The following is a 15,531-nucleotide window of genomic DNA, read 5'->3' on the forward strand; positions in this document are numbered from 1 at the left end:
ATGACCGACGGACAGGAGCAGCCGACGAACGGACCGACTCATCCAGAACAGGCTCATCCGATGGATGAGCACACCATCGCCGAGGTGGAGCGTGCCGGAACGCAGTTCAACGCCGTCACAGCGATGACCGTCGACCGCGCGGATGCCCTCACCGCGGAATCGATCGACCGCCGCGATTCCGGGCAGCCGCCTCGGCGATTGGAGGGGGTTCCCTTCGCCATCAAGGACGTCATCGACCTGGTCGGCTACCCGACGACGATGGGATCGGCGGTGCGCAGCGATGCCCCGGCGACCGCCTCGGCGCCGGTCGTGGACCGACTCGAAGCAGCGGGGGCGATCCCGGTGGCGAAGACGAACTGCCAGGAGTACTCCTATGGAATCCTCGGCGAGGAATCCGCCTTCGGCCGTGTCATCAACCCCGTCGATCCAGCGCTGTGCACCGCCGGATCGAGCTCCGGATCGGCTGCGCTCGTCGCCGCCAACGCGGTGCCTTTGGCCTTGGGCACGGACACGGCCGGGTCCGTGCGCGTGCCCGCGGCCTGCCAGGGCGTGTTCGGGTTCAAACCGACCTTCGGCGTCGTGCCCGTCGACGGAGTCTTCCCGCTGTCGCCTGCCTTCGACACCGTCGGCCTGTTCGCCTCGGACCTCGGCGTGCTGACCACGGCCTTCGATGTGATCGCTGGCGACGAGTCCGGCGAGGTACCTGACCTGAATGCAGCGATCGGCCTCATCGGCAGCGGCGAACGGACGATCGATGTCAGCCTCTTCGGCGACGACGATAGCCGGGCGAGAGACCTGCTCATGACGGTCCCGGAGCTCACGATCACCTCGGCGAATGGCCCGACCCTGGGCGAACTCCTCGACGACCTTGCGCCGATCTACGACTTCATCCGCCTCTATGAGGCTTACGAGGTCCACAAGGACCTCTTCGCCGAGCGCGCCGCGGACTACCAACCGGGCGTGGCCAAGAAGATCGAGGCCGGCCGGGACCTCGGCGAGGCCGAATACCGGAAGCAGTTGGACGCGCTCGCCGAACTGCGGGAGCGGTCGCTGTCGGTCTTCGGCGCTACCGATTTCCTGCTCACTCCAGCCCTCGACGGGCCGGTGGTCCGCTGGGATGAGATCGACTCCGGACCGGCGGCGAAGTTCATGCGCTATTCGATGCCGTTCAACGTGCTCGGCTGGCCGGCGTTGACGATCCCGCTGCCCGGGGCCGGCGTCGGAAACGGAGCTGGCGTCGGAAACGGAAACGGCGTTGGAACTGGAGCCAGCTCAGGACCGCGGGCGGTGCAGCTGGTCGGTCGCCCGGGTGGTGACCGCGACCTGCTCGCCTTCGCCTCGCGGCTGGGGTGAACGCAATTCAGATACCGCCGAGGCGGCCCTCCCATTTCGGGAGGGCCGCCTCGTGTGCATGGGCTTCCCAACGGTGCGGGCCGCCGCGGCGAGGATGGGCCACGTCGTTCGGATGCGTGATCCGATCAGGGAGGGCCGCCTCGGTGAGGGTGGGAGGTCACAGCCTCCAGCAGCTGTCGAGCGGAGCCTTGCCCGCGAAGGTGCGACTGGTGAAGGTCTCGATGCGGGGCAGGGCTGCGACGTAGCCGCCTAAGTGAGTGGGCCCGAGATTGTCCTCGAAGGCCACCTTGTGACCGGCTCTGCACCAGGTCGACGCGAGCTCCTTGCCCTGATCGAACGAGATGACGTCGTCGAGGCGGCTGTGGTTGACCAGCAGCGGAATATCAGGCACTTCGGCCTTACCCAACCGCTGCCGGTCAACGATGTCCGTGAAGTTCTCGTCGATGACCTCAGGGAACGACTCGCCGTTCTTCGTCAGCGACTTCCCATCCGTGAAGGCAGTCGAGAGCAGGGCTTGGACGGTGCACTTGTCCGCTGTTTCGGCGACCACCTTCTGCCCCTTCTCGTTGAGGAATTCTGACAGATCGATGTCAGCCTGATCGGCGAACCCGACGACGCCGTAGAGTGCGAATGCCGTATAGACGCTCGAGAGACCGGAGACGGTCTTTTGTACAGGTCGGTCGGCACCGCGCCGGCCGAAGCGGAGGCGATGTTGAGCTCGGGCGCCCACTCCTTCTGGAGCTCCAGGGCCGCCGTCGTAGCATGACCGCCCTGCGAGTAGCCGCGCAGCTGGAGCTGGGTGTCCTCATCGATCTCGCTGCCATCGACCTGCTGGACGGCACGTGCCGCGTCGAGGACGGAGCGCCCCTCTTCGACACGGTTGACGTAGTGGTGGGTGCCTTCGGTGCCGAGGCCCATGTAGTCGACGACGACAACCGGATGCTTTGCGGCGAGGGCCGATGCGACGGAGATGCCTTCGTATTCGGTGCCCATGCCCATCTGGCGGCTCGGAGCGCACTTGTCGGCGATGCCCTGGGTGCCCGGCGCGATGACGACGGCATCCTCAGCGTGGCCGCTCGCGCCGTTCGGGGTGAGCAGAGTGGCGGTGGCGGCTCGGGCCTTGCCCTTCTCATCGGTGGTCTTGTACATGAAGACCGTCGACTTCGCGTCATGCTTGATGAGCTTCACCGGGTCGAGGTAGAAATCGGAGTCGGCCTGCTTGAGCACCGTGCCGTCCGCGCTCGGCAGCGAGTCCGGGGTCCGATAGAAGTTCCCGGGAACCCCCGATGCCGGAAGCTCCTCCTGCGCGGCGGCGTATTCGACATCGGCCGTGGTGATCTCATCGGACTCTTCGACGGCCTTCTGTGCCTCTTCGACGCTGATGCCCTCGGGGACGCTGTGGCGATCGAGCGTGCTCGGATCCTCCGCCGCACGGTCGTCGAGGAACTCTTCGGCTTCGTCCTCGGTCTGCGGAACGAGTTCGGCGGCCTGGGCCGGAGCGGTCGTCGTGCGCAGGGTGAGTGCGAGGCCGACGACGGCTGCGGCGCTCAGGGCCTGGAGGCGACGACGAGGCCCGTGTGAGGAGGTGGTAGGCAGTGCTGTGGTTGGCGTGCTCATAGGCGGTGGTCCTGTTCTTCCTTGTCTCTCGGCATTGAGAAGGTGCGGGACAGCGGTGTCGGTGCAGACCGCAGCGGTGTACACCGTGACGGTGAGATCAGAGTCGCGACGGGGTGCAGTCGACCAGAGTGTTCACCGTTGGACGTTCTGGTTGTGACGGGCACCACACACATTACTTGATAGTAGAACTGAGTGGTAGTTAAGTGCAGATTCGGTCTGTTGCCTGGTGGAGAGACACGTCGACGGCCGCCGGTCGACAGCGAAGCACGCTGCCGGCCGACGGCCGTTGGAGGAGCCGAACCACCCCGCCGAGGTCAGCTGCCCGGAGTGGGCAGGGCCGCCTCGGCGGGGGTGGGTCTCACTTGCGCTCGAGTTCCTCGAGGCTGGGGTAGATCGTCTCCGTCGGAGCGACTCCGCGGTTGCGGATGAGCACGTAGTAGAGGATGAAGGTGACGATGATGCCCACGAGCCACGAGATGTCCGCGCCGCCGAGCTTCGCGACCAGCGGGCCGGTGTAGAAGGACTGGGCGAGGAAGGGGATCTGCACGACGACGCCGATCCCGTAGGCGGCCAGCGCACGCCAGTTCCAGTTGCCGTAGCGACCGTGCCGGTCGTAGAAGGCGGGGATGTCGAAGCGGTCCTTCGAGATCAGGTAGTAGTCGGTGAGGTTGATGACGCTCCAGGGGGTGAACACCATCAACAGCGCGAGCACGAAGTTCTTGAAGTTCGCGAGGAAGTCCGCCGAGGCCAGCAGCGCCACGAGCACGGTCAGGGTGACGATGCCGATGACGAAGACCGCGCGGGTCCATCGACGGATGGTCGCCCTGTTGCCAAAGGAGGTGAGGATCGTCAGCGTGCACATGAACGCGCCATAGGCGTTGAGGGTGTTGACCGTGAGCTTGCCCAGCAGGATGACGATGAAGATGAGCAGGGCGAACACACCCCCGCCGACGATGTCGCCGACATAGGCGACCTGATTCTCGACGAATTCGTTGCCGGACTCGGTCATGGCGGCCGCACCGATGAGCGCGCCCAGGGTCATCGACCACTGCGAACCGATGACCGATCCGCCGAAGGTGAACCAGAAGGTCTTCGAGGATGGGGTCGAGCGCGGCAGGTAGCGCGAGTAGTCAGCCACATACGGTCCATAGGTCAGCTGCCAGCCCACGGACAGGGCGATGGCCGAGAGGAAGGCGGGGAAGGCGAACGACGAACCCGAGATCAGTCCGGGGACGTCGACCTGGGTGAGTACGCAGTAGGTGATGAAGAGGAAGCCGAGCAGGCCCGTCACCGAGGAGATCCGACCGAGCACGTGGATGTACTTGTATCCCAGCAGGGCCACCAACGCCGTGAGCGCACCGAAGATGACGATGCCGACCCATGGGGTCTGAACGCCGATGATGAGGTTGACGGCCTGGCCGGACAGCACCGCGCCGGTCGAGGCGAAGCCGATGTACATGAGCACGACGAGCACGAGCGGGATGATCGCGCCGATGATGCCGAACTGGGCGCGCGAGGAGATCATCTGCGGCAGACCCAGCTGCGGACCCTGCGCCGAGTGGAGTGCCATGACGATTCCGCCGATGATGTTGCCGATGAGCAGGCCGATGATCGCCCAGAGTGCGTCGGCGCCGAAGACGACGGCCAAGGCCCCGTCGACGATCGCGGTGATCTGAGTGTTGGCGCCGAACCACAGGGTGAACTGGGAACGTGGCGTTCCGTGACGCTCGGCGTCAGGCACCATCTCGATGGATCGCTTCTCGATCCCCGAATTGGTCGTACTAGCCAAGATTGCCTCCTTTGAGTGATGAATCAGACTCAGTCAACACCCAAAGACGATGAGAGACGAGACCTGAATCACACATTCTGTCCGATATTTCGGATCATCTGCGGGGTGAAATGAATAGCGGGACTCAACGGCGAACGAATCGCCCCTCAGCCCCGCTTCGATCGTATTCTCGGGCGGATTTCTGTGCTGTTTCGATCGATTCTCCGGCTTGTTTCAGCCGACTCGTCAGGACAGAGATCGGGCGATGATCGTGCGTTGGATCTCCGAGGAGCCTTCGTAGATGCGGTAGATCCGAGCGTCGCGAACGTATCGCTCGAGCGGGAAGTCGCGAGTGAAGCCGTACCCGCCATGGATCTGCAGGGCTTCGTCGGCGATGAAGGCGGCCGCCTCGGAGGCGGCGAGCTTCGCCGTTGCCGAGGATCGAGTGAAGTCCACCTCGGCGTCGCGCTGTTCGGCGGCGTCCATCGTCAGCAGCCACGCCGAACGGTACTTCGTGTACATGTCCGCGAGCTTGAACGCGATGCCTTGGAGCCTGTTCAGCGGCTTGCCGTTGATCTTGCGCTCGCCGGCCCACGCCACGGCGGCGTCGAGGGCAGCCTTGCCGATTCCCAGGCTCATCGCAGCCACCTCGATGCGGCCGCGGTCAAGCACGCGCATGGCCGTCGTGAAGCCTTCGCCTGCCTTCCCGAGGAGGGCGTCCTCGGGAACCACGGTGTCGATGACGAACTCGTAGACCGGACTTCCGCGAAGACCCATCGTCTTCTCCGGGGGATTGAAGTCCAGCCCCGCCGAGGCGACCGCGGTGTCGACGATGAATGCGCTGATTCCCTTGTGGCCGGCGTCGACGTCGGTCTTCGCGTAGACGATGATGAAGTCCGCGAAGCCGGCGTTGGTGATGAAGCACTTCGTGCCCTTGATATGCCATCCGCCGTCGACGCGAGTGGCCTTCGTCGACATCTCCGCCGGGTTGGACCCGGCCCCCGGCTCGGTGAGTCCGAAGGAGCCGATGACTTCGCCGGCGGCGGCCCGCGGCAGCCACGCCTCGCGCTGGGCGTCGGTGCCGCCGAGCAGGATCGAGTCGGTGGCGAGGAACTGCGCGGTGACGATCGACGCGGTCGATGCGCACGCCTCGGTGATGGCGGCGACCATCTGGCTCATCGCCACCGAACCGACGCCGGGCCCGCCGAATTCCTCGGGCAGGTTGAGCCCCATGACCCCCACCTCGGCGAGGGTCTTCAACGTCTCATCCGAGACGCGTTCGTTCGCGTCTGCGGAGGCCGCCTGCGGGGCGAGGACGTCCTTGCTGATCTGGGCGACGGCGTCGACGAGTTCCTGTTCGTCGGCGGTGATGTCGAAGGCCATGAGTGCTCCTTGGAGGTGGGTTGATCGTGAGGTGCAGAGGATGTGCGTGGAGGGAGGCGTCGGCGGGAGGAGCCGAATCCTTCGTCCCGCGGCTCAGTTCGCCGACTCGGTCGGTTCGGCCGAGTCCGTCGAATCCGTTGGGTCCGACGGCTTCATCCGCCCCGCCTCGGCGAAGTCGGCATTGTGTTCGCCGAGGTGCGGTGCCGGAAGCGTCGACGCTGGGCGGGCGCCGTCGACGAGGAGCGGATGGCCGAGATAGGTGTGACCGGTGCGCGGATCGGCGGCAGTGAGTCCGCGACCTTTGCCGATGGGCCCGGTGACCGCCTCGGCGAAATCGAGGACGGGGGAGTTGGGGACTCCGGCGGCATCGAAGATCTCGCACAGCTCGGTCACGGTGCGCCCGCTGGTGAACTCTTCGATCTCGATGCGCAGTGCCTCGGCGTGCTCCGACCGCTGCCCGTCGGTGGCGAAGCGCGGGTCGGCGGCGAGCTCCGGCTTGCCGAGCGTGGCGGCGAGAGTGCCGAAGAGGCGGTCGTTGGCCACGGCGATGACGACGAGTCCGTCGGCGGCGCGGTAGGTGTCGAAGGGGGCGGAGACGGGGTGGCGGTTGCCGACCCGCGACGGAGAGGAGCCGGCCGCGTGGAGGGAGGCATTCGTCGGCTGCATGGCGAGCATGACATCGAGCATCGGAATGTCGATATGGGCTCCCTCGCCGGTGGTCTGACGGTGGAAGAGCGCCGAGGAGATGCCGAAGGCCGCGAACACTCCAGCGGAGACATCGGCGATCGATTCTCCGACTCGGGTGGGAGAGCCGTCGGCGAAGCCGGTCGAGGCCATGAGTCCGCTCAGTGCCTGGATGACCGTGTCATAGGCAGGTCGTCCCGCCTGACTGCCGGCCTGGCCGAAGCCGGAGATCGAGGCATAGACGAGATCGGGTCTGACGGCCGTGAGGTCCTCGTAGGACAGGCCGAGCTTCGCGGCGACGCCGGGGCGGAAGTTCTCGACGACGACGTCGCATTCGGCGATGAGTTCGAGCAGTCGTGCGTGGTCGTCGGGGTCCTTGAGGTCGGCTTCGATCGAGCGCTTTCCGCGGTTGAGTCCGGTGAAGTACGTCGACCCGGAATCGGTGAAGGGTCCGAGATGTCGGGAATCGTCACCGTGGCCGGGCATCTCGATCTTGACCACCTCGGCGCCCTGATCGGCGAGCATGGCGGTGGCGTAGGGGCCGGCGAGAACTCGGGAGAAATCGGCGACCCGAACCCCGGTCAGGAGCTGCTTCGTTGCGTTCATGATCTTCATCCTCGGCAGTGACCAGGGCGAAGACAACGGGGTGTGACGGGATTTCGTCCGAAGTGTCGGACGGAGGTGTCGGACGTTCCGAAGTACTGATGGGCGGTCTGCCCCCGGGACGGAATTCCGGCGCTCAATGCACGTTGCCCTGGCCGGAAGAGCTTCCGGCCAGGGCAGTGCACTGAGTTCTTCTCGTCGTGAGACGAGCGGGCCTCAGGCGACGCGTTCGAAGACCGCGGCCATTCCCTGACCGCCGCCGATGCACATCGTCTCAACGCCGTAGCGCGAACCGCGGCGATCCATCTCCCGCAGCAGGGTGGCGAGGATGCGCCCACCGGTTGCGCCGACCGGGTGGCCCAGTGAGATGCCCGAACCGTTGACATTGAGGCGTTCGGCGAAGTCGGATTCGGTGAGCTTCCATTCGCTCGTGCAGGCGAGCACCTGCGCCGCGAAAGCCTCGTTGAGTTCGATGAGGTCGATGTCTCCGAGTTCGAGACCTGCACGCTGCAGCGCCTTCGCGGTCGCCGGGACCGGCCCGATGCCCATCGTCTTCGGCGGCACTCCGGCCACGGCCCAGCTGCGCATGCGGGCGAAGACCCGCAGGCCCAGCTCGGCGGCCTTGGACGCGGTGGTCACGATGCACAGCGCGGCGCCGTCGTTCTGTCCCGAGGCATTTCCGGCGGTCACCGTGGCCTCATCGTCGGACTTCCCGAGCATCGGCTTGAGCTTCGCGAGCTTCTCGACCGTCGACCCGGGACGGATGTGCTCATCGGTCGTGATGACCTGTTCGGGGGTCTTCCGGGTGGCCGGCAGGGTGATCGGCACGATCTCGTCGGCGAACTTCCCTTCTTCCATCGCCGAGGCGGCACGACGGTGCGATTCCACGGCGTAGGCGTCCTGGTCCTCCCGTGAGATCGTGTACTCACGGCGCAGGTTCTCCGCGGTTTCGATCATTCCGCCGGGCACCGGGTAGTCGTTGCCGCCTGCGGTGAGGCGGCCGCGGACGAGACCGTCCTTGAGCTCGATGTTGCCGCCCTTGACGCCCCAGCGGATCTCCTCATTAAAGAACGGTGCGCGGCTCATCGACTCGACGCCGCCGGCAACGACGAGGTCGGCGAAGCCGGCCGAGATCATCGCGTGAGCGTCGGCGATCGCCTGCAGGCCGGAGCCGCAGCGACGGTCGACCTGGCGGCCGGGAACGGTGATCGGCAGTCCCGCATTGAGGGCGACGACGCGGCCGATCGCCGGAGTCTCCATGTGCGGATAGCAGTTGCCGAGGACGACATCCTCAATGGCCTCGCCCGGCAGGTTGGTCTTCTCCAGCAGAGCTGTGAGGACCTGTCGGCCGAGCTCCTCATGCGGCACGTCCTTGAACTGTCCGCCGAATCCGCCCACGGGGGAGCGGAGAGGTTCGCAGATGACGATGTCTTCGGACACAGGGTCTCCCTTGGGTTGTGATCGAGCCGTCCTGCCGCGGCGGTGGGGCATCGATCCTTTCGGCATCACTGCCGATGCTGATATCAATACATTCTGATTGATGAACATATCCGAATAGATCGCCGGAGACAAGAGGTCGTCTCAATAAATGGGTATCCCGAGGCGCCTCAGATGGTCGGCGGACGCGTGCGCGGCGAACGATGGTGGGCTCGGTCGCGTGGGCGACGGACATGAAGATCCTCCGAACGGCGGTGAGACCAGCCGAGCTCAGCGGACTGTCGGCAGGACCGCCTCGGCGACATCGAGGACCGTGCTCAGGGCTGCATCCTGCTGGTCGAGGCGGTACGCGAGGTGCAGCTGAGTGGCTTCGTTCGGCAGGTCGAGCGGAACCGCGGAGACCCGCGAGTCGTAGCCGGCGGCGACGGAATCGAACGTAATCGTCACACCCATTCCGGCGGCCACGAGAGCAGAGATCGACTGCGAGTCGGGGGCCTCCTGGACCGTGCGTGGGCTGAATCCGGCATCGAGACACAGGCGCATGGCGGTTTCGCGCAGGTTCGAATTCGGCCGCGCGGGCAGGAGCACGAAGGGCTCATCGGCGAGCTCGGTGACGCCGATCTTCTTTCGCTTCGCCAGTCGGTGCGAACTCGGCATGGCGACGCATGGGCGCTCGATGGCCACGGGGCGGCCGGCGATGAGCGGGGGCCTCCGTCGCCAGCGAACCAGGGCGAGGTCGAGAGTGCCGTCCATGATCCTCTCGAGGCCTTCGTCGGCATAGACCGTCGACTCGAGGTGGAAGGTGATGCCCGGATTGCGTTCGTGTGAGGCCGCCACGAGGGTGGCGGCGAGGTCGCGGGAAGACGGGTGTGAGTAGCCGAAGCGGACGCGGCCGACCTCACCGCTGGAGGAGCGGTGGACGGATTCGACGGCGGCCTGCTGGGTGGCGAGCATGTGCTTGGCCGGCTCGAGCAGGGCTTCGCCGGCGGGGGAGAGGCTGACTGAGCGGGTCGTGCGTTGGAACAGAGAAGCGCCGAGGTCGGTCTCCAGGGAGCGGATGGTGCGGCTCAGCGGGGGTTGGGCCATGCCGAGGCGTTCGGCGGCGCGGCCGAAGTGGAGTTCTTCGGCGACGGCGACGAAGGCGCGGATCTGCTGCAGCTCCATGGACGTTCTCCCTCGTCAGGCGTTCAGGCGGTCGGACATGCGGGTGGCCATCATTATTGCACGCTGGGTAATCAATGCCTGAGCTGTTTTATAGCGGTCGGCAATTGGGTGTGCGGCGCATATCTCGAGCGCGTCCGAAATATCGGACAGAACCTGATCCGGACCACTTCCACGATCCTCTCCAGCCGCCAGAATGGGATGTGTAGTCAGAGCAGACAGCGCAGGACGGGCCGATAGTCGGTTTCCTGCCGAACCCGCAGACCAGTATCCGCGTTGTCGGACACAGCGACAAGGAGAACCCATGACCACCAAGCCGTCGTTCACCCAGCACGACCCTTCCCGGGTCATCCGCGCCGACCGCGGAACCGAGATCACCGCGAAGTCGTGGCAGACCGAAGCCCCCAAGCGCATGCTCATGAACAACCTCGACCCCGAGGTCGCCGAGCGTCCCGAAGACCTCGTCGTCTACGGCGGCACCGGCCGCGCGGCCCGCTCCTGGGAAGCATATGACGCAATCGTGCGTACCCTCGACGACCTCGAGGACGACGAGACCCTGCTCATCCAGTCCGGCAAGCCGGTCGGCGTCATGCGCACCCACGAATGGGCCCCACGCGTGCTCATCGCGAACTCCAACCTCGTCGGCGACTGGGCCAACTGGGAGCACTTCCGCGAGCTCGAGGCCGAGGGCCTGATGATGTACGGCCAGATGACCGCCGGCTCCTGGATCTACATCGCCACCCAGGGTATCCTCCAGGGCACCTACGAGACCTTCGGTGCTATCGCCCGCAAGCGCTTCGACGGCACCCTCGCCGGAACCCTGACCATCACCGCCGGCTGCGGCGGAATGGGCGGAGCCCAGCCGCTGTCCGTGACGCTCAACGACGGCGCCTGCCTCATCATCGACGTCGACAAGACCCGCCTCGACCGCCGCAAGGGCAAGCGCTACCTCGACGAGGTCGAAACCGACCTCGACACCGCACTGGCCAAGGTCATCGAAGCGAAGAAGAACAAGCAGGCCCTGTCCGTCGGGCTCGTCGGCAACGCCGCCGAGATCCTTCCGCTCATCCTCGACCGCCCCGAGGCAGCCGAAGTCGACATCGTCACCGACCAGACCTCGGCCCACGACCCGCTGTCCTACCTGCCGGTGGGCGTGAGCGTCGACGACTGGCACGAAGAGGCCGAGCAGGATGCCGAGAAGTTCACCATCCGCGCCGAGGAGTCCATGGCCAAGCACGTGAAGGCCATGGTCGAATTCCAGGACCGCGGCGCCGAGGTCTTCGACTACGGCAACTCGATCCGCGACGAAGCTCGCAAAGCCGGCTACGACCGCGCCTTCGAGTTCCCCGGCTTCGTCCCCGCCTATATCCGCCCCCTCTTCTGCGAAGGCCTCGGACCCTTCCGCTGGGTCGCGCTGTCCGGCGACCCGAAGGACATCGAGGTCACCGACCAGGCTCTCAAGGAGCTCTTCCCCGAGAACGAACACCTCCGCACATGGCTCGACGCCGCCAACGAATACGTCGAGTTCGAAGGCCTGCCGGCACGCATCTGCTGGCTCGGCTACAAGGAACGCCACCAGGCCGGTCTGCTGTTCAACCAGCTCGTCGCCGAAGGCAAGATCTCGGCCCCGATCGTCATCGGCCGTGACCACCTCGACTCCGGTTCCGTCGCCAGCCCCTACCGCGAGACCGAATCGATGCTCGACGGCACGGACGCCGTGGCCGACTGGCCGCTGCTCAACGCCCTGGTCAACACCTCCTCGGGTGCTACCTGGGTGTCGATCCACCATGGCGGCGGCGTCGGCATCGGCCGTTCCATCCACGCCGGCCAAGTGTCCGTGGCCGACGGCACCGAGCTGGCCGCTCAGAAACTGGCACGCTTGCTCACGAACGACCCGGGCATGGGCGTCATCCGCCACGTCGACGCCGGCTACGATCGCGCCTCCGAGGTGGCCGAGGAGCGCGGTCAGCGCGTGCCGATGATCCCCGAGCTCGACAAGCGCGACGAGGATTCCGCCGCACAGTAAGCAGTCTGCGGCGCAGGTGCGTACACGTGCGCTGCGTCGACGGGCGCGGTCGCGGCTCAAGCGGGCACTTTGGTACAGGCTGTTCTGAATTGCTCACGGCGGAATCTATCGGTGGTAGCAACACTCGGTGGGCATTTCAGAATAGGGTGTACCAAACGTGGATTCCGCCCTGCAGTAAGGGCGCCGAACAGCTCGAGAAAAGTCGAGCAGCACTGATTTGAAACAGTGCTGCTCGACTTTTTGTGTGCCGCGGGCGGTTGCCGACGGCGAGTCGCGAGGTGCGCCGCCGCTCTGCTTGTCGGCAGATCGCGTGCACCGCTGGTCTGTTGCGCCGGACGGCAGGTCGCGTGCGGTGGCGTTGAACCTCTTCGTGCCAGGCAGCTGCCCTCGCCCACTGTCCGAAATGTCGGACGAATCTCGTTTCGGGTCGTTCTCTGTTGTCTCCGCGCGGTCCATACTGGTTGTGGACCACACTCGATCGGAAAGGGCCGACCGTCATGCAGCTATTCACCGGGATCAGCGAATTGGTCGTCAACGACCTCGACAGCCTCGGCGAACTCGATGTCGTCACAGATGCCGCTCTGCTCGTCGAAGACGGCCGGATCATCTGGTCGGGGTCGTCCGCACAGGCGGACACGGCGGTGCAGAACTACCTCGGCGAGGCGATCGCACACGACGTCAACGACGATGACATCGTCAATGGGGAAGTCACCTCGGCGAACGATTTAGGCGGACTCGAGACCATCGACCTCGGCGGGAAGGCCGTCATCCCGGGCTTCGTCGACAGCCACAATCACCTCATCTTCGCCGGTGATCGGTCCGAGGAATTCGCGGCGCGGATGGCCGGGCAGAAGTACTCGGCCGGGGGCATCGCCACCACCGTGGCCGCCACCCGCGCAGCGACGGAATCCGAACTCGAGGCGAACCTCGTCCACCTGCTCGATCAGGCCAGGCGGCAGGGAACGACGACGTTCGAGATCAAGTCCGGCTACGGGCTGACCGTGCCCGACGAGATCCAGGCCCTCGACATCATCAACCGGCACACCGAGGAATCGACCCTCATCGCCGCGCACGTCGTCCCGCCTGAATTCAAAGAGAATCCGGAAGGCTACGTCGACCTCGTCATCGACGAGATCATCCCTGCGGCCGGGGGCAAGGCGAAGTGGATCGATGTGTTCTGCGAAACCGGTGCCTTCACCGAGGATCAGACCCGGCGGATCATCGAAGCCGGCAAGGCCGTCGGAATGAAACCGCGGCTGCACGCCAACCAGCTCACCGAGGGAGGGGCGCTCAAGCTCGGCGCCGAACTCGGCTGCGCTTCCGTCGACCACGCGACCTTCGCCTCCGATGAGGACCTTGCCGTCCTCGCCGAGGCGGGCACCGTCGTCACCCTGCTGCCGAGCATCGAATTCTCCACCCGACAGCCCTACCCGGACGCGCGCCGCTACGTCGACGCGGGAGTCTCGTTGGCGATCGCCAGCGACTGCAATCCCGGCTCCGGGTTCTCCAACAGCATGCCCTTCGTCATCGCCATCGGCGTTCGCGACATGCACTTCACCGTCGAACAGGCAGTGTGGGCGGCGACAGCCGGCGGAGCCAACGCCCTGCAGCGCACCGATGTCGGCCACCTCGGAGCGGGAGCCCGCGCCGACCTGGCCATCCTCGACGCACCCAGCTACCGCCACCTGGCCTACCGGCCGGGTGTCCAGCTGGTCGAGAGGGTCTACTCCGGCGGTGAGCTCATCGTCGACAACCGATCCCGCGACTGAACTTCATCCACGACGAACACAAGGAAAGGCTCTTCATGACCACATTCATCGATCTCGACCCCGACACACTGACCTTCGCCGAGGTGGTCGACGTCGCCCGCCGCGACGCAAAAGTCTCCCTGTCCGAAGCCACCCTGGCCCGGGTGAACAAGTACCGCGAGGCCATCGACGCCCTCGCCCAGGCCGAGAAGCCCGTCTATGGGGTCTCCACCGGATTCGGCGCGCTCGCGCAGCGCCACATCCCCGCCGAACTGCGCACCCAGCTGCAGAAATCCCTCATCCGTTCCCACGCCGCCGGCGTCGGCGAGCCCGTTGAACGCGAAGTCGTGCGCGCCCTCATGCTGCTGCGCGCCCGGACACTCGCCACCGGTCGGGCCGGCGTCCGCGCCGAAGTCCTCCAGACCTACGTCGACCTGCTCAACGCCGGAATCACCCCGGTCGTCCACGAATACGGATCACTCGGCTGCTCCGGCGACCTCGCGCCCCTGTCGGCGTGTGCCCTCGTCGTCATGGGCGAAGGCGTGGCCGAAGGGCCCGACGGAGTGGCGGGACCGGCCGACGAGATCCTCGCAAAGGCCGGAATCACCCCGGTCACCCTGGCCGAGAAGGAGGGCCTCGCGCTCGTCAACGGCACCGACGGCATGCTGGGCATGCTCATCATGGCCCTGACCGACCTGGAGAACCTGCTCACCGCCGTCGACGTGTCCGCGGCCATGAGCATCGAAGGACTCTTCGGCACCGACGCCGTCTTCGCCCCCGAACTCCACTACGCGCTGCGCCCGCACGACGGTCAGGCCGCCTCGGCCGCGAACATGCTCGCCTCGCTCAAGGACTCGGGCATCACCGCCAGCCACCGCGACTCAACCCACCTCGTCCAGGACGCGTATTCGATGCGCTGCGCCCCGCAGGTCAACGGCGCCGCCCGCGACGCCGTCGCCTTCGCCGCCCAGGTCGCCGAACGCGAACTGCGGGCCGCCATCGACAACCCCGTCGTGCTCACCAATGGAATGGTGTCTTCGAACGGCAACTTCCACGGTGCACCGCTGGCCCATGCCTTGGACTTCCTCGCGATCGTCGCCGCCGACGTCGCCTCGATGTCCGAACGCCGCACCGACCGGATGATGGATGTCGCCCGCAACCAGAACCTCACTCCATTCCTCGCCGATGACGCCGGCGTCGATTCGGGACTGATGATCGCCCACTACACGCAGGCGGCCATGGTGTCCGAGGCCAAACGCGGCGCTACCCCGGCCTCGGTCGACTCGATCCCGTCCTCGGCCATGCAGGAAGACCACGTGTCCATGGGGTGGTCGGCCGCACGCAAGCTGCGCAAGGTCATCGACAACCTCGCCTCCGTCGTCGGCATCGAACTCTATGCCGCCTCCCGTGCCTGCGATATGCGCGACGCCGCACCGGCACCGGTGACCGGAGCCGTGATCGCGGCGATCCGTGAGACCGTGCCCGGACCCGGACCCGACCGGTTCCTCTCGCCCGAACTCGCCGAGACCATTGCGAAGGTCAAGGACGGTTCGCTTATCGCCGCCGCCGAGGCGGTTGCACCGCTGACCCACACCGTCACCGCTGCTGCCGGAACCTGGCAGCCGGAAGACGGCGGACCGGCCGTCAACGATCCAGAGTTCACTGCGCTGGGTAACCTCGAAGCCGCCGCCGAAGCTTCGGGCACCTCTGCAGCCACCACCCACCAGGACTGACACGGGGCAGGGGCTTGT

11 protein-coding genes are annotated in these 15,531 nt (G+C 66.1%); 4 read left to right on the top strand and 7 right to left on the bottom strand.

Annotated elements, in window-relative coordinates; translation table 11 throughout:
• The gene (locus BLIN9172_RS08800) at positions 1 to 1,353 is read left to right on the top strand and encodes an amidase (RefSeq protein ID WP_101554731.1); all 1,353 of its coding nucleotides are present in this window, start codon (positions 1 to 3) and stop codon (positions 1,351 to 1,353) included.
• A gap of 157 nt (positions 1,354 to 1,510) precedes the next feature.
• Here BLIN9172_RS08800 and BLIN9172_RS08805 read toward each other — a convergent pair whose 3' ends face one another.
• From BLIN9172_RS08805 to BLIN9172_RS08835, 7 genes are all read right to left on the bottom strand, one after another.
• Complete coding sequence (locus tag BLIN9172_RS08805) at positions 1,511 to 1,903, bottom strand: lipase family protein (RefSeq protein WP_170286871.1); 393 nt, start codon at positions 1,901 to 1,903, stop codon at positions 1,511 to 1,513.
• Complete coding sequence (locus tag BLIN9172_RS08810; RefSeq protein WP_101554733.1) at positions 1,828 to 2,970, bottom strand: lipase family protein; 1,143 nt, start codon at positions 2,968 to 2,970, stop codon at positions 1,828 to 1,830. The genes BLIN9172_RS08805 and BLIN9172_RS08810 overlap by 76 nt, the downstream gene beginning before the upstream one ends.
• A gap of 358 nt (positions 2,971 to 3,328) precedes the next feature.
• Positions 3,329 to 4,759: a purine-cytosine permease family protein gene (locus BLIN9172_RS08815; protein ID WP_101554734.1), complete on the bottom strand. Its 1,431-nt coding sequence runs from the start codon at positions 4,757 to 4,759 to the stop codon at positions 3,329 to 3,331.
• A gap of 225 nt (positions 4,760 to 4,984) precedes the next feature.
• On the bottom strand, positions 4,985 to 6,121 hold the full coding sequence (locus BLIN9172_RS08820) for an acyl-CoA dehydrogenase family protein (protein ID WP_101554735.1): 1,137 nt from the start codon (positions 6,119 to 6,121) through the stop codon (positions 4,985 to 4,987).
• Positions 6,122 to 6,214: 93 nt separating this feature from the next.
• Complete coding sequence (locus BLIN9172_RS08825; protein ID WP_180956958.1) at positions 6,215 to 7,411, bottom strand: CaiB/BaiF CoA transferase family protein; 1,197 nt, start codon at positions 7,409 to 7,411, stop codon at positions 6,215 to 6,217.
• A 213-nt stretch (positions 7,412 to 7,624) separates the two neighbouring features.
• The gene (locus BLIN9172_RS08830) at positions 7,625 to 8,848 is read right to left on the bottom strand and encodes an acetyl-CoA C-acetyltransferase (protein WP_240812001.1); all 1,224 of its coding nucleotides are present in this window, start codon (positions 8,846 to 8,848) and stop codon (positions 7,625 to 7,627) included.
• 267 nt (positions 8,849 to 9,115) lie between these two features.
• The gene (locus BLIN9172_RS08835) at positions 9,116 to 10,009 is read right to left on the bottom strand and encodes a LysR family transcriptional regulator (protein ID WP_101554737.1); all 894 of its coding nucleotides are present in this window, start codon (positions 10,007 to 10,009) and stop codon (positions 9,116 to 9,118) included.
• Positions 10,010 to 10,310: 301 nt separating this feature from the next.
• Here BLIN9172_RS08835 and hutU point away from each other — a divergent pair, with 301 nt between their 5' ends.
• The 3 genes from hutU (at position 10,311) to hutH (ending at position 15,513) form a co-directional block, all read left to right on the top strand.
• A complete protein-coding gene (gene hutU / locus BLIN9172_RS08840; RefSeq protein WP_101554738.1) occupies positions 10,311 to 12,032 on the top strand; it encodes a urocanate hydratase in 1,722 nt (573 codons plus the stop codon).
• Positions 12,033 to 12,529: 497 nt separating this feature from the next.
• Positions 12,530 to 13,801, top strand: a complete 1,272-nt coding sequence (gene hutI / locus BLIN9172_RS08845; protein WP_101554739.1) for an imidazolonepropionase — start codon at positions 12,530 to 12,532, stop codon at positions 13,799 to 13,801.
• 35 nt (positions 13,802 to 13,836) lie between these two features.
• Complete coding sequence (hutH, locus tag BLIN9172_RS08850; protein ID WP_101554740.1) at positions 13,837 to 15,513, top strand: histidine ammonia-lyase; 1,677 nt, start codon at positions 13,837 to 13,839, stop codon at positions 15,511 to 15,513.
• Positions 15,514 to 15,531 lie beyond the last annotated feature (18 nt).

This window comes from Brevibacterium linens ATCC 9172 (assembly GCF_900169165.1).
Lineage (GTDB): Bacteria > Actinomycetota > Actinomycetes > Actinomycetales > Brevibacteriaceae > Brevibacterium > Brevibacterium linens.

Coding starts and splice junctions, on each gene's coding strand:
- hutI (WP_101554739.1), top strand. CDS start 12,530: ATGCAGCTATTCACCGGGATCAGCGAATTGGTCGTCAACGACCTCGAC.
- BLIN9172_RS08825 (WP_180956958.1), bottom strand. CDS start 7,411: ATGAACGCAACGAAGCAGCTCCTGACCGGGGTTCGGGTCGCCGATTTC.
- BLIN9172_RS08800 (WP_101554731.1), top strand. CDS start 1: ATGACCGACGGACAGGAGCAGCCGACGAACGGACCGACTCATCCAGAA.
- hutU (WP_101554738.1), top strand. CDS start 10,311: ATGACCACCAAGCCGTCGTTCACCCAGCACGACCCTTCCCGGGTCATC.
- hutH (WP_101554740.1), top strand. CDS start 13,837: ATGACCACATTCATCGATCTCGACCCCGACACACTGACCTTCGCCGAG.
- BLIN9172_RS08835 (WP_101554737.1), bottom strand. CDS start 10,009: ATGGAGCTGCAGCAGATCCGCGCCTTCGTCGCCGTCGCCGAAGAACTC.
- BLIN9172_RS08810 (WP_101554733.1), bottom strand. CDS start 2,970: ATGAGCACGCCAACCACAGCACTGCCTACCACCTCCTCACACGGGCCT.
- BLIN9172_RS08820 (WP_101554735.1), bottom strand. CDS start 6,121: ATGGCCTTCGACATCACCGCCGACGAACAGGAACTCGTCGACGCCGTC.